We start from the raw sequence: 26,388 nt of genomic DNA on the forward strand, positions 1-26,388 counted from the left end.
ATAGGAAAAGCGTATCGGATTCATTTACTTTACATTCCGAAAATTGCCGTTATGCGTTTATTGAAAGTCATTTCCTTTTTTATCTTATTGTCAATGCCGATGCCATCCGCATGGGCGCAGGACACGATTAAAAAAGTGCCCAAACAGGAGCAGAAACGCAAAGCCACGAAAATCAAGACGATAAGCGAAGCCGCCACCGATCTGGAAACGTCATTAAAAAAAGGCGACAATATTGGTATCGCCAAAAATTATGAATCGCTTGCGGAAACTTTTATTAAAAAAGGCGATTTCAAAAAAGCCGAAGAATACCTTCAAAAAGCATTGCTATACACCAAATCCGACCAGGCAGAAGACCAGGCGCGTTTGCGTCGGAGTATTGCAAAAGTCCAGGAAAACCAAAACAAACTCGGAGCAGCTTCCTTAAACTATAAAAAAGCGGCTGAGGTTACCGATGATAAAGTCACTGAAAAACTCAACTCGAATGACTTTAGCAGGTTGAGCAATGCAAACAGCCCCCAGGCTCAAATGGATTACAATATTTCAAATGCCGCACTTGCAAAAGAATCGGACAAAAAAGACGAAGTTGCGGATGCTTACATGCAAAATGCCGAACTGAATCTTAAAGAAAAGAAGCCAAAAGCAGCCATCAGGAATTATGAGGAAGCCATTACCTTCTCTAAAGACAGGCCGGAAGAAGTGATCAAAATAAAAAGCAAAATCGCAAAGGTTTACACAGCAGAAAATCAATTTGAAAAAGCCATCGGGATCCATCAGAAACTGCTTGCCGACGCGCAAAAAAATAATGATACCGATACTGAAATTACACAACTGCAATTGCTGTCGTCAGTGTATTTTAAAAATAATCAAGCCGAGAAAGGTGTTGACCTACTGAAGGAATCCTATAGGATCGCGAAACAATCCGGCCACACTGCAGAAGCAAAGAAAGGCCTGGCAAAGTTGCTCCAATACTACCGTGCCAAAGGTGATGACAAGGAAAGCATGAGGCTTTACGAACAGTTTTTTGAGGATTTCGATGCATTGATCCGCGCGGATACTTCGTTAATTGATGCCAAGACCTTCCAGGTTACTGAGGAGAAAATCAGGCAGCTTGAAAAGGAAAAAGCATTGAAGGATGAATTGATTTCAAAAAAAAATACGTTCAATTACTTTTTGATTGGGTCGGTGTTATTGTTGTTTTTGCTTTTTATTTTCATAGCCAAAGCGTTGTATTCGATCAAAATCAAGAATAAGGAAATCGCGCTGCAATCGTTGCGCCGGGAAATGAATCCGCATTTTATCTTCAACAGCCTCAATAGCGTAAATCAGTTTATTTCGCAGAATAAGGAACTCGAAGCCAACAAATATTTATCATCATACTCCCATTTAATGCGCAATATGATGGAGCATTCGAACAAGGATTTTGTCACCGTAAGCAGTGAAATCGAACAATTGACAAAATATCTTGACCTGGAACATTTACGATTTTCGGATAAATTCGATTACAAAATAATTGTTGATGACAATATCGATGCCGACCAGACCTTCATCCCGAACATGATCCTGCAGCCGCATCTCGAAAATGCCATCTGGCACGGTATTCGTTACCGGGAATCCAAAGGTTTGCTGACATTATCCATTGCATTGGAAAATAAAAAAATCAAAATCACTATTGAAGACAACGGCATTGGTTTGACGAAAAGCGCTGAACTTAAAACCAAAAATCAAAAGGCTCACCACTCCCGCGGCATCACCAATACGAAAGAGCGCATTACACTGCTCAATGAACTGTATAAAAAAGGCATTACATTTTCAATTGCCGAAAAAAACCATCCTGAAACAGGAACCATTGTGCTGATATATTTCCCGATAATCCATAAAATATGATGACATTCCAGAAAATTTCGGCGGTTATTGTGGAAGATGAAACTGCGGCCAGGGAAGTGCTGCGCGTTTACATTTCGAAATATTGCCCGCAGGTAACCATCATCGGCGAAGCCCAGAATATTAAGGAAGCGGTGCCGTTGTTACACGAATTGCAGCCGCAATTGGTTTTCCTGGATGTTGAAATGCCATTCGGTAATGCTTTTGATGTTTTGGAAGCGTGCAGGGATTTACAGTTCGAAACCATTTTTGTCACCGCTTTTTCAGAATATTCGTTGAAGGCCTTAAACCAAAGCGCAGCCTATTACCTGCTTAAACCAATCAGCATCGAGGAATTGATTTTGGCCGTAAATAAGGTCCAGCACCAGATACAAAACCAGGAGATCCTGAACCGCAATAAAATCATCCTTGACAATTTCCGCGAGCCGAAACCTGAAAAGCAACAGGTCATTCTACCCACATTAGAGGGTTTCGAAGTGGTGAAAATGGAAGACATCGTCCGATTGCGTGGCAACGGGAATTTTACCGATTTATACCTTACCAATGGCCATAAAAAAATGGTTTGCCGTTTCCTGAAACATTTTTCCGAGATTTTACCGCTTCCTTTCTTACGGGTACACAAATCACATATCATCAACCTGCATTTCGTGAAATCATATAATAAAGGCGGTTTCCTGACGCTGCATGATGGTGCGGAGATTGAAGTGTCACCGACTTATAAAGATGAATTCCTAAAGCATTTCCGCTAAAATTCAAACTCCTCATCGATCCGCAACGAATCTGTTGCGGTGGAATCTTTTACCTTCAACCTGATGAAGTTTTTTGCGGGGCCGTTGATGATGACCGGTAGCGATTTATAGATGGTGTCATCGGCAGTCAACACGCCGCGTCTCAGCATCAGGTTGGTCAGGCCGGCATGGTTGTTTTTGACATAGGATCTTAAATTCCCATCGCCGTCAAACTGCCACATGAACCGTTTCGGGCTTGGAATGATGCCAGCCAGGAACAGGCATTCGTTTAATGACAATTCAGACGGGCTTTTCTGGAAATAAAAACGGCTAGCTTCCCCGATTCCATAAACATTAGGGCCCCATTCAATAATGTTGAAATAGACTTCAAGCATGCGTTCCTTGCTGGCAATACGATTGTTTTCAAGGATATAGACCAATAATATTTCTTCCAGTTTCCGCGAAAGCGTCTTTTCCCTTGTCAGGAATACGTTCTTGATCAATTGCATGCTGATGGTACTGGCGCCGCGCGAGAATTTTTTGGTCTTGATGTTCTTGATGATGGATTGCTTGAATGCTTCACTGATGAATCCGCGGTGCGAGAAAAATGACGGATCTTCGGTCGTCAACACCGATTTGCGCAGGTAAGGTGAAATCTGGCCCAAAGGCGTATAATTCGGGTTGGCCTGACCTACAAGGATGCCGCGTTGTTCCCGGCCGTTTTCAATGGCGTGGTATACGAAATCCCCGTTGAGCTTGTTGAGGTTGGCTTCGCCGTATTTGATGATTTTGAGGTTTTCCTTGTCGAGCTTGCTGTCAAAAACCAAAGCGCCAGGCTTGTTCTTGTTGAACATAAAATCGAGATTGTAACTGAAGCTGCCTTCGGTTTCCATACCCTGGAAATGCGTGAAAAGCCCGTCGGGTAGAGCGGAAATGAAATCCTGTGCTTTCATTTTTGGAATCGCAACTTTGAGCCTGTACACCGTATCCGATTCGGTGTCATAAGATAAAAACGGATGGAATTTCAGCGAATTCAGGCTGACTGTCGAAGTACTGTCAACCGAAACGAAATTTTCGCCCAGAAGGAATCGGTAATCGAAACGCGCGTTTTTAATAATCACATCCTTACTGGCAATCCTGCGGTGGTTTATTTTCAGGTTTGCAATGGATGCGAAACCGTCGAGGTGCAATTCACCGCCGTCCATATCGATATTATCCACTTTTACACGAATGGAGTCAAAACTCGATTTGAGGTTGTAGCGTTCGTCGAGGTAAGGCACACGGATGGCGCCGGTGTCAATATTGAAAAACCGGATGTCGGCCTTATTGTCCCGCGGATCTGCGAAACCGGTAATGCGCCAGTTTTGCGAGAAATTGTCGGTTTGTACATTGATCGCCGTTTCGAGTTGCTTGTCGATGAGGCTCAGTTTACGGAAATTTATATTGGCTTTTTTACCATTGTCATTGAGCCTGAAAGCGAGGTTTTCAAGTGTCATGTCGGTTGGGATCAGGTTCAGTGCTTTGGATATCAGGCGATAGGCGAATTCGGCATAATCCCTTTTCTCGCCCGGCAAATCTTCGGTTTTGTCTCTTTTGAGGAACGCGTCGAAGTTTTTTTCGTTGCCCTTTTTCACCAATTGGACAAAACCATCGTGGATTTCCAGTGTCCCGATCTGCACATTTCCGGTAAGGAGTTTCCAGAAGTTAACGCTGGTCCTTATTTTTTTAATATTGAACAGCGTGTCAGCATTTTTCGGGACCAAAGAAACTTCTTCTGCATTAATGCCGCAGAAACCCTCAAAAGCGGCCTTTTTTACAACAAAGGTGCTGTGGTATTCCGTATCCATTTTAACCGAAACCTTTTGAATCGCTTTTTGGAGCAGTGCGTCCCGGAAAATAAAAAAACACGCGATTACGACCAAAATGAGTGCGGCGATAATCTTTAAGGCTAAATATATTTTCTGTTTTCTGGTCCTTGCCATTTCAATTTAATTTTATCCGAACAATTCGCCGGCCACTTCTTCGATCCTGCCCACCATCATCACTTTAATGCCGAAATCCTTGATTGGGATCTTGTTGTGCTTAGATACAAAAATACTCGAAAATCCGAGTTTTTCCGCTTCCTGGATGCGTTGTTCGATACGATTTACGGGACGTATTTCCCCGGAAAGCCCCACTTCAGCGGCAAAACAGAAATCTTTTCCCACCGGAATATCCTCGTTTGAGGAAAGGATCGCTGCGACGACCGCCAAATCAATCGCCGGATCATCGACCGTGATTCCGCCTGTAATGTTCAGGAAAACGTCTTTTGTCCCGAGGCGGAAGCCTGCGCGTTTTTCCAAAACGGCCAAAATCATGTTCAGCCTTTTGGCATTATAACCTGTCGTGCTCCTCTGCGGCGTACCATAAACGGCGGTGCTTACCAGCGCCTGGATTTCAATCATCAGCGGGCGCATGCCTTCCATGGTGGAGGCGATTGCGGTGCCGGATAATTCCTCGCTTTTGGGTGAAATCAATATTTCCGACGGATTAGAAACTTCCCGTAGCCCGCTGCCCTGCATTTCGTAAATGCCCAATTCGGCGGTAGAACCAAAACGGTTTTTCAGCGACCGTAGTATGCGGTACACGTGGTTCCTGTCGCCTTCGAATTGCAGCACTGTATCGACCATGTGTTCCAGGATTTTCGGGCCGGCAATGCTGCCGTCTTTCGTGATATGCCCGATGAGGATGACGGGCACATTGGTTTCTTTGGCAAATTTGATCAGCTCGGCAGTGCATTCCCGGATTTGCGAAATGCTTCCCGGTGAAGCCTCGATGTAATCTGTATGAAGTGTTTGTATCGAATCGATAATGACGACTTCAGGCTCAATTTCCCGGATCTGGTGGAAAATGTGCTGTGTTTTGGTCTCGGTTAAAATGTAGCAGTTGTTGGCTTTGTCGGTAATCCTTTCGGCACGCATTTTTATCTGCTTCTGACTTTCCTCGCCCGAAACATACAAGGTGCGATACGGGAGTTTGAGCGAAATCTGCAGCAGCAACGTACTTTTCCCGATTCCAGGTTCGCCGCCCAATAAAATCAGGGAGCCGGGAACAATCCCGCCGCCGAGTACACGGTTCAGTTCGCCGTCAAGGCTGTCCATACGGATTTCCTGCGCCGAGTCGATTTCTTCAATCTTAAGGGGCTTTGCTGCTTTTTTATTTTCTGCCGAAGGTTTCCAGGAAGTCTTGTCTTCCTTCTGTATCACCTCTTCGACAATCGTATTCCATTGTTTGCAGGAATTGCACTGGCCCTGCCATTTCGGATATTGGGTTCCGCAATGCTGGCAAAAGAAGGCCGTCTTTATTTTTGACATTATTTGCTTCCTCCTTTTTTTAATTCGTCCGCTTTATCAAGCATCATGTCTTTGGTCAGATCGCCGATTTCATCCATGAGGTAAGCGTTTTGGTATGCTTTTGCGGCTTTTTTGGTGTCACCGGTCTTTTCATAAAACATCCCCATTTCATATTGCGAAAGCATGGCCTTTGGGTAACTTTTTTTAGCGATGGCAGCCAGTTTTTCAAGTTCGTCGAAAGCATTATTCTTGATAATGGCCGCTTCGATGGCCTTGAAATCGCTGATACGTACCGGCATTTTCATACCATATGATTTCTCGATGATATCATATTTTTTGATCAGGTAATCGACATATCCTTTTTCCATCTTAACGATCTTTTCCTGGAATTCGGCTGTGGAAATAGGTTGGTACTGCCCGAAAATGTGGTATAAGGATGCCGGAATGCCGTACAAAACCAATGAATAATGCGAAGCGCCTTTGAACTCGTCATAAGCATAATACACATTGGAATGCAGTACGGTTTTAATATTGGTATCCAGAGTCCGCATATCGGCGAGATTTTTTTTCAGGTCACCGTCGCCGCTGGCCATATAATAGAAAATGGGTTTTTTGGTCGTCTGGAGCATGACAGGGATGCGTTCCATCATTTGCAGGCCAAATTCAGGGCTGAAGCAGATGTAAGCGTTAAAAAGCGGATTTTCCTTATATAGGAACAGATTCAGGAAACCTGCCGTGACATCGTGACCGCCGATGATCCTGAACGGGGAAAGGCGGTATTTTTTGTCGAGCGCCGGAATCAGTTCGGTACCGATGAATTCAAAAAATGCCGCGCCCGTTTCCGTAGGCAGGCCTTCTTCATCCATCACCGAGTCGGCTTCACGTTCCCCATTGCTGTTTTGGTTTACAGCAACGATGACCACTTCCGGGAGGTCGTCCCAGTAATTGCCATAAGCGAGGGCGCCATCATACGCGTCAAGCAGGTATTCACCATCCAAAAGCAATAGAAGTGGGTATTTCCGGTCTTTATTCTTACCGTAAGACAGTGGAAGCGAGACTGTAAACTCGCGGTCCATATTCAATTTTTCAGAGAATATAGTGTCGCGGCTTCGTTGCGAAAAAGCAGGGAGGCAACACAGGAATGCCAGTAGAATTATAATTTTTTTCATAGCCCGTTGAGGATTAAAGGAATGGATCCATTAAAACAGTCGGGGAAGTTAAGAAATTATTTTTTCCTATTCAGGATGGGAAGCAGGAAAATTGAAATGATTCCCGTGATGACCACGAGCAGTATCTGGGAAATCCAGACAATCCATCCGAAGGCGTTTCCAACCGTTTCCGCAATACCGTAGAACAACAGGATCTTAGCCATCAGTACAGGATAGGTCCCGAAGCCGCTGCTGGTCACTGCAATGGTGATGCTTCCTACGAGGAATGAAGATAAAATGGCACCAAAACCGATATTACTGGTTTCCTTTAGGGTGAAAATAGTGATGTAAAACATCGCCAGGTAACTTACCCAGATAAAAATGGTGTGGAAGATATAAGGCCATTTTTTCTCCATCTTTACAACGCTGAGCATGCCTTCCTTGAGCCCGGAAACTTTTGCCTTGAGCGAAACGATGAATTTCATACGGGAATAAAAATACAGCAGCAACGCAATAATGGTCAATGTTCCACCGATGACCAGTACCCAGATCGTTTCCCGCAAAGGGATTTTGTCCAGAACGAATTTCTTTACGGCTTCAAACTGTACAAAAAAAGTCAGTACCATCAGGAAGAGCAGTACAATTGAGTCGACGATGCGCTCAGCCACAATACTTCCGAAAGCTTTGTCAAAAGGGATGTTGTCGTATTTTTTAAGGACCAGTGCGCGTGAAAATTCACCCGAACGCGGAATGGTCATGTTTACAAGATAGCCTACTGAAACCGCCATGAAATTATTGGCAAACGAACTCTTATAGCCCATATGTTCCAGCGAAAATTTCCATCGGTAGGCACGGGAAATACAACCTAAAGTGGAAATAATGAGTGAAACGATAATGTAAAAATAATCGGCCCGGCGGAAATGCGTCTTGATTTCCTTTAACTGCTCCGGCGTGAATTTATCGTAGGTGTAATAAATAAGAAAAACACCCAGCAACAGCGGGAGGATTATGGAAAGCCATTTTGTAATTTGATTTTTCACCGGTCTATGTCAGCGAATTGTCCTTTTCATTAGGGAATACCAAAGAAGGCTTAAAGGATTTTGCTTCTTCAAAGTCGAGTATTCCATATGAAATGATGATGATGATGTCGCCCTTCTGGACTTTCCTCGCAGCAGGGCCGTTCAGGGTAATGTCGCCGCTGTTGCGGTTTCCCTTGATGGCGTAGGTTTCGAGGCGTTCGCCGTTGTTGATGTTGACGATGGATACTTTTTCACCTTCGATGATGTTGGCGGCTTCCATTAAAGCCTCGTCAATAGTGATGCTTCCGATATAATTCAGATCGGCTCCGGTCACGCTGACGCGGTGGATTTTTGATTTTACTACTTCAATTTGCATGGCGCAAAAGTAATTAATTAAATGAAATCGTGTCAATTAAACGAATATCCTTAACAAAAACGGCTATAAAACCACGGTATTTTTTGTTTTTGCTTTTGCGGATTACAGGCAATAACGTTGATTCGTCAGCAATTTCGAAATATTCCAGCCTGAAACCGTCGATATTCTTAAATGATTTTTCGACAAAAGCCGTGACTTCTTTTGCGCTTTTCGTGCCAAACATTTCTTTGGCATATTTTAAAGTGCTGAAAATAACTGAAGCTTTATGTTTTTGCTCCGGAAGCAGTCGTTCATTCCTTGAACTCATGGCGAGCCCGTTTGCTTCGCGGAATATTGGCATGCCGATGATATTCACCGGTATATTATATTTACTGACCAGTTTCCGGATAATCTGCAATTGCTGGAAATCCTTTTCCCCAAAATACGCATTATGAGGTTTTACAATATCAAAAAGGCGTTTGACGACCGTCCCGACACCGTCGAAATGGCCTGGCCTGTGGCGGCCTTCCATTTGCTTGTCGATGCCATCAAAATTGAAGTGTTCTGACGTTGTTTTTCCGCCGTAAATATCATCTACCGATGGGGCATATACAATCACGTTGTCGCTGACCGTGCGGATTTTCTCAATATCGGCTTCAAGTGTCCTTGGATATTTCTTAAGATCATCCGGATTGTTGAATTGCGTCGGGTTTACGAAAATACTCATGACAGTCACATCATTATCCTTTAAGGACTGGGCCATCAGGGAGAGGTGTCCCTGATGCAGTGCGCCCATGGTTGGCACGAAACCTATTGTCATCTTGCCTGAGGCCAAAGATTTCAGGTGTGATTTTAAATCAGCCTGCCGTTCGAAAATCTGCATGAGCATTGGATTAATAATTTGCAAACTTAAGATTTTACCCAATAAATCCATAAAATTTTGTACTTTTGCCTGTTTTTTATCGGCAATACATAAAGTACAGAATTATATGGAGGATAAGAGGATATTGTTTGTATCATCTGAAGTGGTGCCTTACCTGGCAGAAAATGAAGTTTCTTCAATGTCATATGATGTCCCCAAAATGATTAATGATCAGGGCGGGCAGATCAGGATTTTTATGCCGAGATACGGCAACATCAACGAACGCAGGCACCAGTTGCACGAGGTGATCAGGCTGTCTGGGATGAATCTGGTAGTCAATGACCTTGACATGCCGTTGATTATCAAGGTAGCTTCTATTCCGAAAGAAAGAATCCAGGTTTATTTTATTGACAATGATGAATACTTCAAACGGAAGGCAACCTTTGCGGATGAAGAAGGTGTGTTGTATCCCGATAATGACGAGCGTGCGATATTCTTTGCAAAAGGCGTTGTCGAAACCGTGAAAAAACTGAACTGGGTCCCGGACATCATCCATGTTCATGGCTGGCTTGCCGCAATGCTGCCGATTTATATGAAGCATTATTATAAGGACGAAGCGTTGTTTGCAGATACTAAAATCGTAACGTCGGTATATTCCCAGCCTTTTGATGAAACGCTGAATATCGAAATGATCAATAAGGTGAAGTTTGACGGCATTCCCGGAGAAGCGGTTGCTGATCTGGAAATACCTACTTATGAGAATATTATCAGGGCTTCCGTCCTGCATTCGGATGCAGTAATCATAGCGTCTGAAACCCTTTCCCCAAGTTTAACAAAATTTATAGAATCGTCCGGAAAACCTTTTTTACCTTTCGCCCCGAAAGATAAATTCGCAGCGGTTTACACCGATTTTTACAAAACAAAAGTGCTATAAATTATTTCTGATTACCCATGAATTACAAAACAGTAAGATCTTTTTTTCTCTTCATTTCCATTACAGCTTTTTTTGCTTCCTGTGACAAGGAATATAACGATATCGGGACAGATGTGATCGGTGAGGACCATTTCCTTGTCGATAAATATACCGGTGCATCGGTGGTGGCTTTTGATAAATCTACAGGAGCGGTGCAGTCAAACAACCTGCCGGTGAATCCGCTGGGGATTTATGACAACCCTACGTTTGGCGTTACCAAAGCCGGTTTCGTAACCCAGGCTGAAATTGATATCAGCAATTTAAACAATGCCATCGGGAACAACCCTCTGGTGGACAGCGTGTATATATCAATCCCTTACTTCAGTAGCAGAACCGCTATAACCAGCGGGGTAAGCACTTATGAGCTTGATTCCATCTACGGCAGCGGTAAAATGAAGCTTAAGATTTATGAAAACGGCTATTACCTGAATGACCTGGATCCGGCAACCGGTTTTGAAGATGCCCAGAGATTTTTCAATGACGACCCGAATATTGAGAGTTATAAAAGAGGAGCCGCTGGCGATGGAACGTCAATCCCCAATGGGAAGCAGCTTAATGATCTTTTGGTGAGTGAAGGAAATCCGACAGATTTCGCAGATGACCATTTTACATTCAGTAATAAAGAAATCATCACCAAAACGAAAAATGATAATAATGAAGACGTGATCTCAAGATCGGCACCTGCGATGCGGATGAAGCTTAACAAAGATTTTTTCCAAAAGAAAATCCTTGACGCGCCAGCTGCAAAACTCGCCAATAATGCGTCATTCAGGGATTATTTCAGGGGGCTTTATTTCAAGATGGAAGATGATGACTCAGGCGATGGTACAACGATGGCGATGATGGATTTTTCAAAAGGGACTATCAATATCGCTTATAAAGAAGATAAGATCATCCGCAACAAAGCCAACACCGCAGATAGCCTCACAAGGCCGGCAAAGAAATATGTAATCAACTTAAAAGGCAATACCATCAGCCTTCAACAGCATAATGAGACGGCTGATTATAATGCCGCCTTATCAACAACAAACACTACTGTGGGCGATGAAAAACTGTACCTGAAAGGCGGGCAGGGATCGATTGCGGTCATCGATTTGTTCGGCCCTGGAGAACTTGAAGCACTGCGCGATAAAAAATGGCTGGTCAATGAAGCAAACCTGACTTTTTACATTGACCGTGCCAGCATGAAGTCGGAAGAAGGAAGCGGTGTTGCAAAACCAATTGAGCCGGAACGATTGTACCTTTACGATTTAACGAATAAACGTCCTTTATACGATTATGCTACGGATGGAACGACTTATTCTACAAAGCCAAAATTTGCTAAAGTCATCCACGATGGGATCATACAACGTGAAGAAGTAAAGGGCCGTGGTGTAAAATACAGGATCAGGATTACAAATTACATGAGGAACCTGCTTAAGCACAATATAGCGGATCCAAGTAAAGATTCGACAAATGTGAGAATCGGACTGGCTGTAACAGAGTCAATTAATATCATTTCGAATGCAAGGCTTAAAAATCCGACGACACTTCCTTTGCCATTTACAAATACTTCCACTACATTTGACAGGCTGCCAGCAGCTTCTGTAATGCATCCCTTAGGGACGGTGCTTTGGGGAAGTGCCCCGACGGTTGCGGATGACAAAAGGCTGAAACTCGAAATTTATTACACAGAAGAAACCAATAGTAACTAAGTATTATGTGCGGAATAGTAGGTTATATAGGACACAGGGAAGCTTATCCCATCATTATAAAAGGGCTCAAAAGGCTTGAGTACAGGGGTTATGACAGTGCAGGCGTAATGCTTTATGACGGAGACAACCTGAAGCTTTCCAAAACAAAGGGAAAAGTGTCCGACCTTGAGGAGCGTGCCAAACAGATTACAACCAATGGCACGATCGGTATTGGCCACACCAGATGGGCCACCCATGGGGTTCCCAATGACATCAATTCCCATCCGCATATTTCCAATTCCGGGAACCTCGCTATTATCCATAATGGGATTATTGAAAATTATGAGCCGCTCAAGAAGGAACTTATAAAAAGGGGCTATACTTTTCAATCGGATACCGACACAGAAGTATTGGTCAACCTGATTGAAGAGGTCCAGAAAAAAGAAAACCTCAAACTCGGAAAAGCCGTTCAGATTGCTTTAAATCAAGTCGTAGGTGCTTATGCCATTGCAGTTTTCGACAAACAGAATCCCGACGAAATCGTGGCGGCGCGTTTGGGTAGCCCATTGGCAATCGGAGTGGGCGAAGATGAATTCTTCATTGCTTCGGATGCTTCGCCGTTTATTGAATACACTTCAAATGCCGTTTATCTCGAAGATGAGGAAATGGCTATTGTAAGGCTGCATAAGCCTTTGAAAATCAGGAAAATTAAAGACGATACCCTGGTAGATCCTTACGTACAGGAACTGCAGTTGAATCTGGAGCAGATTGAAAAAGATGGCTACGATCATTTTATGCTCAAGGAAATCTACGAGCAGCCAAACGTAATCAGGGACACGTATCGCGGAAGGCTTCTGGCCAACGAAGGCATCATCAAGATGGCCGGTGTTGAGGACAACCTTGAGAAATTCCTGAACGCGGAAAGAATCCTGATCGTTGCCTGTGGTACTTCATGGCATGCTGGTTTGGTTGCCGAGTATATCCTCGAAGAATTCACAAGGATCCCTGTTGAAGTGGAATATGCCTCTGAGTTCAGGTACCGCAATCCGATTATCAACAAATCCGATGTAGTGATTGCCATTTCACAATCGGGTGAAACGGCTGATACGCTTGCGGCAATAAAATTATCCAAAGAAAAAGGCGCTTTTGTTTTTGGCGTATGTAACGTAGTCGGATCTTCTATTTCGAGGGAAACGCATGCGGGTGCTTATACCCATGCAGGACCTGAAATAGGTGTAGCATCGACTAAGGCTTTTACGACACAGATTACAATATTGACTTTAATTGCCTTACGACTTGCCAAAGCCAAAGGGACTTTATCGCATACGGACTTCCACAGGTATCTGCAGGAACTTGAAATCATTCCTGAAAAAGTAGCCGAAGCTTTGCTGACCAATGACAAGGCCAAAGAAATTGCAGCCAGGTTCAAAGATGCACCGAATTGCCTTTACCTCGGGCGTGGCTATAATTTCCCGGTAGCTCTTGAAGGCGCATTGAAGCTAAAAGAGATTTCCTATATTCATGCAGAAGGCTATCCTGCTGCTGAGATGAAGCACGGCCCGATCGCCTTGATTGACGAACTGATGCCGGTAATCGTAATCGCTCCTAAGCAGGGACATTATGACAAAGTGGTAAGTAATATCCAGGAAATAAAATCCAGAAGCGGGAAAATTATAGCAGTAGTAACTAAAGGCGATACACAGGTACGCGAACTGGCGGATTATGTGATCGAAATCCCGGACACTTCCGATGCTTTATCTCCATTGCTGACCACCATTCCTTTGCAATTGTTGTCTTATCATATTGCTGTAATGCGCAATTGTAATGTGGACCAGCCGCGTAATCTTGCGAAATCAGTTACAGTAGAATAGTTTTTACAAAAATAAATATCTGAAAGGCGGGTCTATCCTGCCTTTTTTTATGGGATTATGTTTGCATTTTCTTCATAAAAGACACTATTTAATATGTATGCATAGTATTTAATTTAGGGGTTATATTAATTTGTTAAGAAAAATTTAAAAAACCAATATAACCATGTTATATGCAGAAAAAATTGATAAAATTGACAATATTTAAATCTTATTTCGATTTTATTGCTAATATGAAAATTATTTGTACATTGTCCGGGTAAACTAACAAAAACATAACCAATGAAAGTGTATTTATTTATTTTGTCATTGTTCTGCTGCAGCATTTCCTTTGCGCAGAGTTCCGTTTCGGGAACTGTAACTGACAGCAACGGTCTCCCGGTTTCCGGAGCCAGTGTTTCAGTGGTAGGCGAATCTACAGGGACCATCACGGATTCAGATGGAAAATTTTCCCTCAGTACTTCCCAGATGCCTCCTTTTTCCGTGCAGGTAACCAATATTGGCTTCACTGCGCAGACCATCCAGGTGACCTCTCCGAGCCAGAAACTCGCTGTCAGCCTGCAGGAAGAAGAAACCAAGCTTAATGAAATCGTAATTTCGGCATCAAGGACGCCTGAACGTATTAAAGAATCGCCTGTTACCATTGAGAGAATGGGAATCAAAGACATCAAGAAAAGCGCTTCTCCGACATTTTATGACGGTCTTGAAAATTTAAAAGAAGTTCAGATGAACACCAGTAGTATGTCTTTTAAATCGATCAACACACGTGGTTTTGCAACCATTGCCAATACACGCTTCATGCAGTTGGTTGACGGCATGGACAATTCATCGCCATTGCTGAATTTCGTGCTTGGCAATATGATAGGAATGTCTGAAATCGATGTGCAGAGTGTCGAGTTGCTGCCCGGGGCTTCTTCCGCATTATACGGAGCTAACGCTTTCAACGGGATTTTGTTCATGAACAGTAAGAGTCCTTTTGATTACCAGGGGATTTCTGCCTATGCAAAATATGGCTCTACAAACCAAAAAGCTGCCGGTGCCAATGAATATGCTGACTACGGCGTTCGCGTGGCACATACATTCAGCAAGTATTTTGCCGCCAAAGCCAACGTGGCTTTCATGCATGGAACCGATTGGTACGCGACAGATTATCGCGATCTTTCCAACCCTGGTGCTGACCGCAGTTTTTACAACTATAATGGTGTGAACGTTTATGGGGATGAGGCGAGTACAAACATCAAGGCAGTTGCCGGGAAAATGCTTGCAGCGGGTGTCATCACGCCTGCGCAATTTACAGTATTTGATGCGATTTTGCCCAATTATAAGGTGAGCAGGACTGGTTATAATGAAGTGGATCTGACCGATAATAAAGTGAGAAACGCAAAAGTGGATTATTCATTACATCTGCGTCCTTTCGGGAATGCTGATTTTGAAATTATTTTCCAGAGTAAATTTGGTTTTGGAAATGCAGTTTACCAGGGTGCAAACAGGTATTACCTGAATAATTTCAATATGCAGCAGCATAAAATTGAATTCAAGGGAAAGAACTTCTTCCTTCGTGGGTATACGACTACTGAAGATGGTGGAAAATCATATGACATGTTATTTACCGGCTTAAATGTGAACAGGCAGTGGAAGTCCGATGCGGTATGGTTCGGGCAATATGCTGCAACCTATGTAACTTCCACTTTAGGCGGGGCCACTCCGGATCAGGCTCATGCTAATGCAAGGAATGTAGCTGATACGGGAAGATTAATCCCTGGTACGGCTGCTTTCATGAAGGCATTCAATAGGGTGATTTCTGACCCTAATGTGCTTTCTGGTTCTAAATTAGTCGATAATTCAAGGATATATCATTCTGATGTAAACTACAATTTCAGGGATCTTATAAAATTTGCTGAAATTCAGGTTGGTGGTTCCTACAGGCAATACCAACTCAATTCACACGGAAGGATTTACACTGATGCGGCAGGTCCGATTTATTATGATGAATACGGAATGTACACACAGTTCCAGAAAAAATTCATGGAAGACAGGTTGAAATTGGTAGGGTCTTTACGATATGATAAATCTCAAAATTTTGATGGTAATTACTCGCCAAGAGTATCCGCAGTGTATTCTGCAGGGGCAGAAAAAAACCATACTTTCAGAGGGTCATTCCAAACAGGTTTCCGCAACCCATCAACCCAGGATCAATACATCGGATTCAATGTCGGAAGTGCTGTGTTAATCGGTTCAGCACCGGATAACCTGACCCGTTACAGTGAAGTATTGCCGGTTAATACGGCTATTGGCCAGGCTTTGGCTGGTGGTGAAAACGTGACATTGACGGGGCTTAACGCTTACAACAATTCTTATACCGCAGCTTCTGTGACACAATTTTCTGAATTGGCTGCATCAGATCCCATTGCTGCATCCGCATTGCTCAGGAAATCCAATGCCAGCAATGTGAAGCCTGAAACCGTGAAAGCGTTTGATTTAGGATATAGAGGGCAAATCAAGAATTTTTCGTTTGATATCAATGCCTACTACAATATCTACAATGATTTCCTTGGAAACCTGAACGTAATCGCGCCTTATTACGGAACTGTCGTGGATTCACCAAATCCTTTGGGGGGTGCAGCAGATCCGGGTGCACAAACATTGCATGCGCTTCAAAATGATAACTACAGGGTTTATCAATTGTATACAAATACGGATATCGAGATCAAATCTTTGGGCTTTGGTGTTGGTGTTACCAGAAAAATTGCAGGCAACTTTGAGTTGGGTGCAAACTATAATTATGCGCAATTTGACTTCGACCAGGCTAAAGACCCAAGCTTTGAAGCTGGATTCAACACGCCGAAACACCGCGTAAAAGGATCGATCGGAAATGACAGGTTATTCAAGAATTTCGGATTTAATGTAAGTGCAAGATGGAGCAGTGAATATCTTTGGCAGTCGGGATTTGCTGACGGAACAATAGATGCTGCAACTGTAGTGGATGCTCAGATTAATTACAGCCTGCCACAATTGAAATCAGTATTTAAATTAGGTGCGGCCAACCTCGGAGGCAAAGAATACAGGCAGGTCATTGGTCCAGGTTTAATCGGGCAGCAATACTTTATTTCCTGGACGGTCAACCCGTAATTTTTTTTAACAAATAAAAATATACTGAATATGATAAAAAATTTTAAATGGCTGTTTTTACTCTCACTGAGTATTACAGCGTGCAGCAGTGATGACGACAATGGGGAAGAGGCTGTAGTAATCACTTCGGGTTCCGCTGATTTTTCAAAATATGTGGCACTTGGCGATTCCTTCGCGGCAGGTTACAGCGATAATGCATTGTTTAAGGCTGGTCAGGAAAACTCATATCCGAACATCCTTTCACAACAATTTGCTTTAGCAGGCGGAGGTACTTTCAACTCTCCGTTCATGGCCGATGATTTAGGTGGATTTTCTGTAGGCGGCATGCAGATTCCGCAATTCCCGACACGCCTGTATTTCAATACAGCCACCAGCACGCCGATGAATGTAGCCGGAATTTCCGGAACCGACATCACGGCACAGGTTGCTGGTCCGATTAATAATTTAGGCGTCCCGGGCGCAAAGAGCTTTCATTTGCTGGCCGCCGGTTATGGTGCCGCCAATCCTTATTTTAAAAGATTCGCTTCCGCAGCCGATGCCTCAGTGCTGGGCGATGCTTTGGTACAATCACCAACTTTCTTTTCGCTGTGGATTGGCGGGAATGACGTGTTGGCTTATGCTACGTCAGGGGGCAGCGGTGTAAACCAGACCGGAAACCTGAACCCTGCCACTTATGGCAATTCGGATATTACCGATCCTAATGTTTTTGCTGCGACATATTCCCAGATCGTAGCGAAACTGACCGAGAATGGAGCCAAAGGTGTCGTGGCCAACCTGCCTTACATCAATGCGTTGCCGTTTTTCACGACAATCCCATACAATCCTGTGCCGCTTGACGCCAATACGGCTGCATTGCTTAACAGTGCGAATGGTTTCGGGCAATATAATGCAGGAATCCAATTTGCAAAATCACAGGGCCTGATCAGCCAGGATGAAGCCGACCGCAGGACCATTGCGTTCCATGCCGGTGCCGGAAATGCCGTTGTCATGACTGACAGTTACCTGACCAACCTTACGGCTTTCGGAATTCCTTCATACCGTCAGGCCACTTCAGAAGATTTCATCGTGCTTCCGGCAAGGGCTTTCATCGGAACCCAGGTCAATGGAAATCCTTTGCAGGTAAACGGCGTTTCAGTCCCATTGGCTGACAATTGGGTGCTTTCGAAAGATGAAGTAGCCGAAGTGAAAACAGCCACGGATGCTTACAATGCGACAATCGAAGCAGTTGCAAATGACAAGGGCCTTGCTTTAGTGGATACCAAAGCAATCCTTGCACAACTTTCCAATGGCGGTATTGTAAAGGACGGCTTTACATTAACTTCTGCATATGTGACAGGTGGTACTTTTTCGCTTGACGGAATCCATCCAAGCCCAAGAGGGTATGCCTTTATCTCAAACATGTTTGTGGATGCCATCAATGCAAAATACGGCTCGAATATGCCGGGCGTAAACCTTGGAGATTACAGGATTTTGTACCCGCAGGCTTTTCAATAGTAACTAAGCAGAATATTGATAGGAAACCATCTCTTTCGGGGGATGGTTTTTTTATGGACTGTGAGATTTTAAGACTGTAAGATTTTAAATTGAACTTAGTCTTATAACCTTAAAGCGCAGCGGTCTTATAATCCAATCCTCAGCATAAATAAGCCATCTCGGATAATCCTGCAAAAACCCAATATTTTTTTATCGAAAAATTATTGATTTTACATTTTAAAAATTATCTTTGCACTCGGAAAAAAGAGGTGTTTTTTGCCTGTTGATTCCCGAACCTAAATAGCTATTTAATAAATACATAAGCAATGTCAAAAGTAATAGGAAAAGTTGCGCAAATTATCGGTCCGGTAGTGGACGTGGTGTTCAGCGGAGATGTTGAGCTTCCAAAAATCTATGATTCATTGGAAATCACTAAAAAAGACGGTACGCTGTTAGTACTTGAGGTACAATCACACATTGGTGAAAACGTAGTGCGTACCATTTCGATGGACTCTACTGACGGTTTGGCCCGTGGTGCTGAAGTGGTTGGTACCGGAGCTCCAATCCAGATGCCAATCGGTCCGGATGTTTACGGACGTTTGTTCAACGTAATCGGAGATGCTATCGACGGTTTGGGCGATTTGCCAAAAGCAGGTGCTAACGGAATGTCTATTCACCGTCAGGCCCCAAGATTCGACGAATTATCAACTTCTACGGAAGTACTTTTTACAGGTATCAAAGTAATCGACCTTATCGAGCCTTATGCAAAAGGTGGTAAGATTGGTCTCTTCGGTGGTGCCGGTGTAGGTAAGACCGTATTGATCCAGGAGTTGATCAACAATATTGCAAAAGGTCACGGTGGTCTTTCCGTATTCGCAGGAGTAGGAGAAAGGACCCGTGAAGGAAATGACCTTTTGCGCGAAATGCTTGAGTCAGGCATCATCAAATACGGAGAGGCTTTCATGCACTCTATGGAAGAAGGCGGATGGGATTTGTCTAAAGTGGACAAAGCCGGTATGCGTGATTCTAAAGCGACTTTCGTATTCGGACAGATGAATGAGCCGCCTGGAGCACGTGCGCGTGTTGCCTTGTCAGGTCTTTCTATCGCTGAATATTTCCGTGACGGAGCCGGTTCTGACCAAGGTAAAGACGTACTTTTCTTCGTAGACAACATCTTCCGTTTTACACAGGCAGGTTCTGAGGTATCCGCACTTCTTGGACGTATGCCATCTGCGGTAGGCTATCAGCCAACATTGGCCACTGAAATGGGTGCGATGCAGGAGCGTATCACCTCTACAAATAAAGGTTCGATCACATCTGTACAGGCGGTTTATGTTCCTGCGGATGACTTGACTGACCCTGCACCGGCAACAACATTTGCCCACCTTGATGCCACAACCGTATTGTCACGTAAGATTGCTGAGCTTGGTATTTATCCTGCTGTTGACCCACTGGATTCTACTTCAAGGATTCTTACCCCGCACATCCTTGGTGATGAGCACTACGATTGCGCACAACGTGTAAAAGAGATCCTTCAGAAGTACAAGCAACTACAGGATATCATCGCGATCCTTGGTATGGAAGAGCTTTCAGAAGAAGATAAATTGTCTGTATCACGCGCACGTCGTGTACAACGTTTCCTTTCTCAGCCGTTCCACGTAGCAGAGCAGTTTACAGGTATCCCAGGGGTTTTAGTTGATATCAAAGATACCATCAAAGGTTTCAACATGATCATTGACGGAGAACTGGATCACCTTCCTGAAGCAGCCTTCAACCTGAAAGGGACTATTGAGGATGCTATCGAGGCTGGACAGAAAATGCTCGCTGAAGCGTAATCCAGTATTCAGTAGGCAGTCGCAGTAGACAGTACTGAGACTGAGACTGAGACTGTAAACTAAAAGATATGATATTAGAAATAGTTTCTCCAGAAGCCTCCCTTTTCAAAGGTGAAGTTACATCGGTTACACTGCCGGGTGTTGACGGTTCTTTCCAGATCCTGAATCACCACGCGCCAATTGTTTCAATCCTGAAGGCAGGTGATGTGAAGATTGTAGCAAACAGCTTCAACATTGGAAAAGAAGTCGCAGATCGTTTCGTAAAGGTAGACAACAACACCTATCTGTTGCCGATTAACTCCGGCACGATCGAAATGAATGACAACAAAGTGATTGTATTGGCCGATTAAGCCAATCTAAAATAAATGTGAAAGGCCTGGCAGATGTCAGGCTTTTTTGTTTTTCAGGAGCTCAATCCCGCTGTCCGCTATATCTTTTTATTTTTGGCAGCAAAATAATGGGATGCCGCTGCCTTCGGGCTAGGGCATCTCATTCCAATTTACGGATCTGTAAAATTAACGTGATCCCTCCGTTCTTATTCCGTAATTTTACAACATGTACGCCTTAGTCGATTGCAACAACTTCTACGCTTCCTGCGAGCGCCTGTTCCGTCCGGACCTGGAAGGCAAGCCCATCGTGGTTTTGTCTAACAACGATGGCTGTATCATTTCGCGTAGTGATGAGGCCAAAGCACTCGGCATCGCGATGGGTGCGCCCGAATTCAAGGTGCGTGATGAACTAAAGGAAAAAGGCATCAACGTATTTTCATCGAATTATCCACTATATGGTGACCTTAGCGAGCGCGTCATGGACATCCTGCGCGAATTCACACCCGACGTCGAAGTGTACAGCATCGATGAAGCCTTCCTGAATTTTGATAAGGTGAAGGTAGCCGATTTTCACGATTATGGCCTGCAGATGAAAAGTAAAATCCGTCGCGGCTTAAGCATTCCCGTCTGCGTAGGCATTGCTCCAACAAAGGCTTTGTCTAAAGTTGCCAATAAGATTGCGCGTAAATTCCCCGATCAGACACAAGGCGTCCACGTAATCGATTCCGAAAAAAAACGCATCAAGGCACTCAAATGGACCGCCATCGAATCCGTCTGGGGCATTGGTTACCGCATGAAGAAAAAGATGGTAGCCCGCAACATCAAAACCGCTTACGATTTTACTGATGTGATGCACGAAGCCTGGATCAAAAGCCAAATGGGTGTCGTCGGCCTGCGGCTGCGTAAGGAATTGTTAGGCGAATCCGTGTTGGAACTCGAAAAAGAGGATGTCAAAAAAAGAAGCATCGCCATCACCAGGAGCTTTCCAAAGAAACTGACTGACCTGGAACCTTTGCGCGAAAGGGTAGCTACTTTTGCCGCCGTCTGCGCTGAAAAGTTACGCAAACAGGAATCCTGCTGTTATACGGTAATCGTATTGCTTGGCACTTTGGAGCATAAAACGGCCCATTCAAAAATGTATTACCAGGAAGCGTCAACACTAGCTTTTGCAACAAATTCTACCCTTACGATAACCAATATAGCTTTGGATTTACTCGAAAAGATTTACGAAAAACACCACGGACACCGTTTCCACAAAGCCGGTGTCATCGTGACACAAATGATCCGGGAAGATGAAAAGCAGTTCAACTTATTTGAAGAGGAAGACCCGCGCCACCTGTCCATTATGAAGGCAATGGATTCCCTGAATAAGAAGATTGGCGAACGCAAGGTACGGCTGGCATCACAGGATGAAAAGACGTGGAACATGAAGCAGGAACTCCGTTCTCCAAGGTATACAACAAGTATTAACGAACTGATGGTTGTGAAATGTCATTAGAGAAACCACAAAAGCCACTCGAATTTTTTATTCCTTCCACTTCGGACAAACAGGAATTGCCTTTTTCTGAAACGGGTATTTCCGCCGGTTTCCCATCACCTGCAATGGATTTTATGGAAGCCAAAGTCGACATGAATGACATATTGGTCAAAAACCCGAAAACGACTTTCTACGCGCGTGTCAGCGGCAATTCGATGATTAATGCCGGGATTGCAGACCAGGATATTCTGGTGATCGACAAAAGCATCATGCCTGCAGACAACCATATAGCCGTCTGTTTTATCGATGGGGATTTCACCGTAAAAAGGATCAAGCTCAAAAAGGAAGGGGTATTCCTAATGCCGGAAAACGACAGTTATCCTGAAATCCAGGTGAAGGAAGAACAGCAGTTTGTGATTTGGGGTGTGGTCACTTATGTGGTCAAAAAGCTTTGATTACTCGCTTACCCTGATCTTGAAACGCGCCACAACACCGCCGTTGAAAAGGATGTCGAGATGCCTGGCTTTCACGTCATCAGCTGCATACGTGAAATAGTAGGTGTCTTCTTGCCTTTCAAAAGGGATGGTCAGTTGCTTCTTCCCGATTTCATCATATTCGTCTCCTGCCTCTTTGCGTGAGAGGGGTTTGTGCCGGACATTGGTGTTTATCTGAATCTTTTTTGTTCTGTTAACGGCGCTGTTACGGATACTGAACCGGATTGTATCGCCTAAACGAACGGCTAGGATGCCACTGTCAGGTTTGATAACTTCAATGTATTCCAATTTGTTTCCGGGAATATAAGGTGCATCCTTATACTGCTTTTTCGTAATCGATGTCGATGCAAGTAATGTAGTATCTTTTGGGAAATGATTCCGCGAAAATCTTTCCACCGGTGTCAGCCAATAATAGTCATTGAAACGTTTTACGAATTTCTTCAGTTTGCCTGTTTTGTCATTCCGCGTACATCCGCCTGCTGCCCACGTGACATCAAGCCAATACGGTTTCCCATCAGCAATCATATAGTTCCAGGCATGGTCTAAAGGGCCCATCCTGCCAATCTGCGAAGGGTGGTCTTTGGTATATCCTGAAACGACGGAACATTCAATACCGCTGTATCCACACATCATCTGGAATAAACGCGCATAGCCTTCGCAAATGCCTTTCTTTTTCCGGATGACTTTATTAATATACTCCTGCTGTTGCTTTGCCAGCCTGGCTTTACAGTCATCAGCATCCTTACATTTAAAAGATTTCGCCGGCTTGCGGTTGTTATACCCATGGTAATCATACGCAATATTGTCTGTAATCCAAATGAAAATAGCACGTGCTTTGTCCGTCTGGCTGGTATAATTTTTTGTAAGTTCGTAAGAAAGCTGCTTGATATCGCTTCGGTATTTTACCATTTTTGCCATGCTGTCCACCTTCGTGAAAACCATCTTTTCCTGCGAAAAGACCATTCCTGAAAATAAAATGAAGAGGACGGCAAAACGATATTTCATAGAAATCCTTTTTGCCAAAACTAAGCAATAAACCTTTACCAGAAAAGCATATACAACGCCGCCGTAATAGCACAAACGATAATAGCGCCTACTGTAAATCCGGCATTGGTTTTGAACATCGAAGCGTCCACTTCGAGTCCGTTCGGCTGTAAACCGTTTCGGGTTTCCAATTTGCTGATGAGGTACATGCCGATGATACAAACCGCGAATACGATACCCATACGGTCAATGAACGGAATTTCATAAACACCGGTACTGTTCGGTACGGCCCAGCCTGAATCATAAAGGAACGACAGGTCCACAAAGCCCGGCAGGAACTTCAACACGATCGACAATATGAAACCTCCAATCATTGAAAACAGCGCCGCATTTGAGGTGGTTTTTTTCCAAAAGAAACCCAATAAGAACATCGCAAATACACCCGGACTTACAAATCCTGTGTACTCCTGAATATACTGGAACCCTTGTTTGCCTTCACCCATCAGTTTTTCACCGATGACCAACGCGAGCAATATCGCCATCAGCATTGAAACCACCACGGTGATTTTCCCGACACGCACGACTTTTTTATCTTCAGCCTCTTTGTTGATGGCTTTCTTATAAATATCAAGGGAGAAAATGGTAGCGATACTATTGGCTTTTCCAGCAAGCGAAGCGACGATTGCTGCCGTCAGCGCTGCAAATGCCACGCCTTTTAATCCGGTTGGCAAAAGATTCAGCAAGGTTGGATAGGCTTTATTTACGTCGACAATGCCCTTTGAATCGAGCAATTCCGTCTGGAACATGCCTTGTTGGTACAATACATAAGCCGCAATTCCCGGGATGACCACGATTAAAGGCATCAATAGTTTCAGGAATGCACTGAACAGGATTCCGGCACGTGCCGTCTTCAGGTCGGCACCCAAGGCACGTTGCGTGATATATTGGTTGCAGCCCCAGTAATTCAGGTTTACAATCAGCATACCGCCTATCAATACTGAAATGCCTGGCAGGTCCATATAATTGGCATTCGATTTATCGAAAATCATATGGAAATGATCGTTTGCTTTGGTCGTCAATAACTTAAATCCGTTCAGCACACCCGGCTCGCCGAATTTATCCGCCACAAGATCCAATGCGATATAAGTGGCGACCAATCCGCCCAGGATCAGGAAAAATACCTGGATTACATCAGTGTAGCCAATGACTTTCATGCCGCCCAGCGTGATGAAAATAGCAAATAAAGATAATAGCCCGATACAAAGATGAATGTCCAGCCCCGAAATACCGTGGATGGCCAATGCCCCTAAATATAAAATCGACATCAGGTTGACTACTACATAAAGCAACAGCCAGAATACCGCCATAATCATCGCTACCGTGCCATTATAACGCTGACTCAGGAATTGCGGCATCGTAAAAATCTTGTTCTTCAGATAAACGGGAATGAAAAATATTGCGACAATAATCAATGTAATGGCGGCCATCCATTCATAAGTCGCAATCGCCAAACCAATCTTGAACCCGCTGCCGCTCATCCCGATGAATTGCTCCGCGCTGATGTTACTCGCAATCAGTGATGCACCAATCGCCCACCACGTCAGCGATCCTTCGGCAAGGAAATAATCCTTGCTTGACGTTTCCTCTTTTCTTTTTTTACGATAAATCCAAATGCCGTAACCGACAATCAGGATGAAATAACAAAAGAAAACAATATAGTCGGCGGTAGATAGTGTGCTCATAAGCAATGGTTTTAATGAGGGAAAGTTAACGTTTTTTGTAATGGATATCCGGGAGCTGCCTCAGGATTTCAGCGCTTTTTTCCGGGGTAATGTCACGCTGCGCCTCGCCCAGCATTTCATAACCGACCATAAATTTCTTCACGCTCGCCGACCGTAATAACGGCGGATAAAAATGCATATGGAAATGCCATTCCGGATGTGCGGCCTTATCTGTCGGTGCCTGATGAATTCCTGAGGAATACGGGAAGGAAGTTTCGAAGAGGTTGTCGTATTTTACTGTAATGCCTTTCATGATTGCTGCGTAAGCGCGTTTTTCGTCGTTGCTCATCGAAATCAAACTTCCGAAATGCCGCTTGCTGATGATCATCGTTTCATAAGGCCACGTTGCCCAAAATGGTACCAATGCGACAAAATGCGCATTCTCAATCACGATGCGTTCACCGAGTTTCAGTTCCTGTTCAAGATAATCCTTTAAAAGGCTGGTTTTATTTTTCTGGTAATATTTCTCAAGCTGTTTCTGGGTTTTTTCGATTGCTGTAGGCAAAGACGATTGCGCCCAGATCTGGCCATGCGGGTGCGGATTGCTGCAGCCCATCACCGCGCCTTTGTTCTCGAAAATCTGCACATGGTTGATGAAATCGCGATTGCCTAAATCAAGATATTGCTGCGTCCAGAGGTCGATGATCTTCTCAATGGCGCTCACTTCCATTTCCGGAATCGTAAGGTTGTGTGCCGGCGAAAAGCACACGACACGGTTGATTCCGCGCTCCGGCTGGAACCGGAAAAGCGGATCGGTATTGATGTCGGTAGCAATGTCGTCGTTGAGCAATGCCGGGAAATCATTGTCGAAAACGTAAACGTCCTGGTAATCTTCATTCCGCTCGCCGTTGGAGCGCGAATTGCCCGGGCACAAATAACATGTTGCGTCATATTGTGGCAGGCTGCTGTCCGTCACCGATTCTTTCTGGCCCTGCCAGGGTCGTTTGGAACGGTGTGGGGAAACCAGTATCCACTCGCCTGTGAGCGGGTTGTAACGGCGGTGCGGATGTTCATTTCTGTCGAATGTCTTCATATTACGAGGATTTG

At 44.2% G+C, this 26,388-nt stretch carries 20 protein-coding genes; 11 read left to right on the top strand and 9 right to left on the bottom strand.

Going from position 1 to position 26,388, the window contains the following annotated elements; all coding sequences use genetic code 11:
• Positions 1–51: 51 nt before the first annotated feature.
• The gene (locus HYN49_RS05080) at positions 52–1,884 is read left to right on the top strand and encodes a tetratricopeptide repeat-containing sensor histidine kinase (RefSeq protein WP_108904961.1); all 1,833 of its coding nucleotides are present in this window, start codon (positions 52–54) and stop codon (positions 1,882–1,884) included.
• Positions 1,881–2,630, top strand: a complete 750-nt coding sequence (locus tag HYN49_RS05085) for a LytR/AlgR family response regulator transcription factor (RefSeq protein WP_108903114.1) — start codon at positions 1,881–1,883, stop codon at positions 2,628–2,630. The genes HYN49_RS05080 and HYN49_RS05085 overlap by 4 nt, the downstream gene beginning before the upstream one ends.
• Here HYN49_RS05085 and HYN49_RS05090 read toward each other — a convergent pair.
• Genes HYN49_RS05090 through panC form a run of 6 tightly spaced genes read right to left on the bottom strand, consistent with a single transcriptional unit; the run spans position 2,627 to position 9,346 of the window.
• Complete coding sequence (locus HYN49_RS05090) at positions 2,627–4,591, bottom strand: transglycosylase domain-containing protein (RefSeq protein WP_108903115.1); 1,965 nt, start codon at positions 4,589–4,591, stop codon at positions 2,627–2,629. The genes HYN49_RS05085 and HYN49_RS05090 overlap by 4 nt on opposite strands.
• Positions 4,592–4,603: 12 nt before the next feature.
• Entirely contained in the window at positions 4,604–5,962 is a 1,359-nt protein-coding gene (gene radA / locus HYN49_RS05095) for a DNA repair protein RadA (RefSeq protein ID WP_108903116.1), read from the bottom strand.
• The gene (locus HYN49_RS05100; protein ID WP_108903117.1) at positions 5,962–7,110 is read right to left on the bottom strand and encodes an alpha/beta hydrolase; all 1,149 of its coding nucleotides are present in this window, start codon (positions 7,108–7,110) and stop codon (positions 5,962–5,964) included. The genes radA and HYN49_RS05100 overlap by 1 nt, the downstream gene beginning before the upstream one ends.
• A 56-nt stretch (positions 7,111–7,166) precedes the next feature.
• The gene (locus tag HYN49_RS05105) at positions 7,167–8,129 is read right to left on the bottom strand and encodes a lysylphosphatidylglycerol synthase transmembrane domain-containing protein (RefSeq protein WP_108903118.1); all 963 of its coding nucleotides are present in this window, start codon (positions 8,127–8,129) and stop codon (positions 7,167–7,169) included.
• Between the two features lie 4 nt (positions 8,130–8,133).
• On the bottom strand, positions 8,134–8,484 hold the full coding sequence (gene panD / locus HYN49_RS05110; RefSeq protein WP_108370050.1) for an aspartate 1-decarboxylase: 351 nt from the start codon (positions 8,482–8,484) through the stop codon (positions 8,134–8,136).
• Positions 8,485–8,497: 13 nt separating this feature from the next.
• A complete protein-coding gene (gene panC / locus HYN49_RS05115) occupies positions 8,498–9,346 on the bottom strand; it encodes a pantoate--beta-alanine ligase (RefSeq protein ID WP_108903119.1) in 849 nt (282 codons plus the stop codon).
• Between the two features lie 106 nt (positions 9,347–9,452).
• Here panC and HYN49_RS05120 point away from each other — a divergent pair, with 106 nt between their 5' ends.
• From HYN49_RS05120 to HYN49_RS05160, 9 genes are all read left to right on the top strand, one after another.
• Positions 9,453–10,259, top strand: a complete 807-nt coding sequence (locus HYN49_RS05120) for a glycogen/starch synthase (RefSeq protein WP_108904962.1) — start codon at positions 9,453–9,455, stop codon at positions 10,257–10,259.
• Between the two features lie 17 nt (positions 10,260–10,276).
• Entirely contained in the window at positions 10,277–11,992 is a 1,716-nt protein-coding gene (locus HYN49_RS05125; protein WP_108903120.1) for a DUF4270 domain-containing protein, read from the top strand.
• A gap of 5 nt (positions 11,993–11,997) precedes the next feature.
• Positions 11,998–13,842, top strand: coding sequence for a glutamine--fructose-6-phosphate transaminase (isomerizing) (gene glmS / locus HYN49_RS05130; RefSeq protein WP_108903121.1), 1,845 nt, complete (start codon positions 11,998–12,000; stop codon positions 13,840–13,842).
• 279 nt (positions 13,843–14,121) lie between these two features.
• Entirely contained in the window at positions 14,122–16,968 is a 2,847-nt protein-coding gene (locus tag HYN49_RS05135) for a TonB-dependent receptor (protein WP_108903122.1), read from the top strand.
• Between the two features lie 30 nt (positions 16,969–16,998).
• Positions 16,999–18,462 carry an SGNH/GDSL hydrolase family protein gene (locus HYN49_RS05140; protein ID WP_108903123.1) on the top strand — a complete coding sequence of 488 codons (1,464 nt, stop codon included), beginning with the start codon at positions 16,999–17,001 and terminating at the stop codon, positions 18,460–18,462.
• Positions 18,463–18,767: 305 nt separating this feature from the next.
• The gene (gene atpD, locus HYN49_RS05145; protein ID WP_108903124.1) at positions 18,768–20,276 is read left to right on the top strand and encodes a F0F1 ATP synthase subunit beta; all 1,509 of its coding nucleotides are present in this window, start codon (positions 18,768–18,770) and stop codon (positions 20,274–20,276) included.
• Positions 20,277–20,344: 68 nt separating this feature from the next.
• Positions 20,345–20,626 carry a F0F1 ATP synthase subunit epsilon gene (locus HYN49_RS05150; RefSeq protein ID WP_108903125.1) on the top strand — a complete coding sequence of 94 codons (282 nt, stop codon included), beginning with the start codon at positions 20,345–20,347 and terminating at the stop codon, positions 20,624–20,626.
• Between the two features lie 205 nt (positions 20,627–20,831).
• Complete coding sequence (locus HYN49_RS05155) at positions 20,832–22,103, top strand: Y-family DNA polymerase (protein ID WP_108903126.1); 1,272 nt, start codon at positions 20,832–20,834, stop codon at positions 22,101–22,103.
• Positions 22,094–22,537, top strand: coding sequence for a LexA family protein (locus tag HYN49_RS05160; protein WP_108903127.1), 444 nt, complete (start codon positions 22,094–22,096; stop codon positions 22,535–22,537). Before HYN49_RS05155 ends, HYN49_RS05160 begins: the two co-directional genes overlap by 10 nt.
• On the opposite strand, the gene HYN49_RS05165 is transcribed toward HYN49_RS05160, so the two are convergent.
• From HYN49_RS05165 to HYN49_RS05175, 3 genes are read right to left on the bottom strand one after another with little or no spacing between them, the layout of a single operon-like run.
• The gene (locus HYN49_RS05165; protein ID WP_108903128.1) at positions 22,538–23,581 is read right to left on the bottom strand and encodes a transglutaminase domain-containing protein; all 1,044 of its coding nucleotides are present in this window, start codon (positions 23,579–23,581) and stop codon (positions 22,538–22,540) included.
• Between the two features lie 35 nt (positions 23,582–23,616).
• On the bottom strand, positions 23,617–25,302 hold the full coding sequence (locus HYN49_RS05170) for a sodium/sugar symporter (RefSeq protein ID WP_108903129.1): 1,686 nt from the start codon (positions 25,300–25,302) through the stop codon (positions 23,617–23,619).
• 25 nt (positions 25,303–25,327) lie between these two features.
• Complete coding sequence (locus HYN49_RS05175) at positions 25,328–26,374, bottom strand: UDP-glucose--hexose-1-phosphate uridylyltransferase (RefSeq protein ID WP_108903130.1); 1,047 nt, start codon at positions 26,372–26,374, stop codon at positions 25,328–25,330.
• Positions 26,375–26,388 lie beyond the last annotated feature (14 nt).

This window comes from Flavobacterium pallidum, from assembly GCF_003097535.1.
Classification (GTDB): domain Bacteria; phylum Bacteroidota; class Bacteroidia; order Flavobacteriales; family Flavobacteriaceae; genus Flavobacterium; species Flavobacterium pallidum.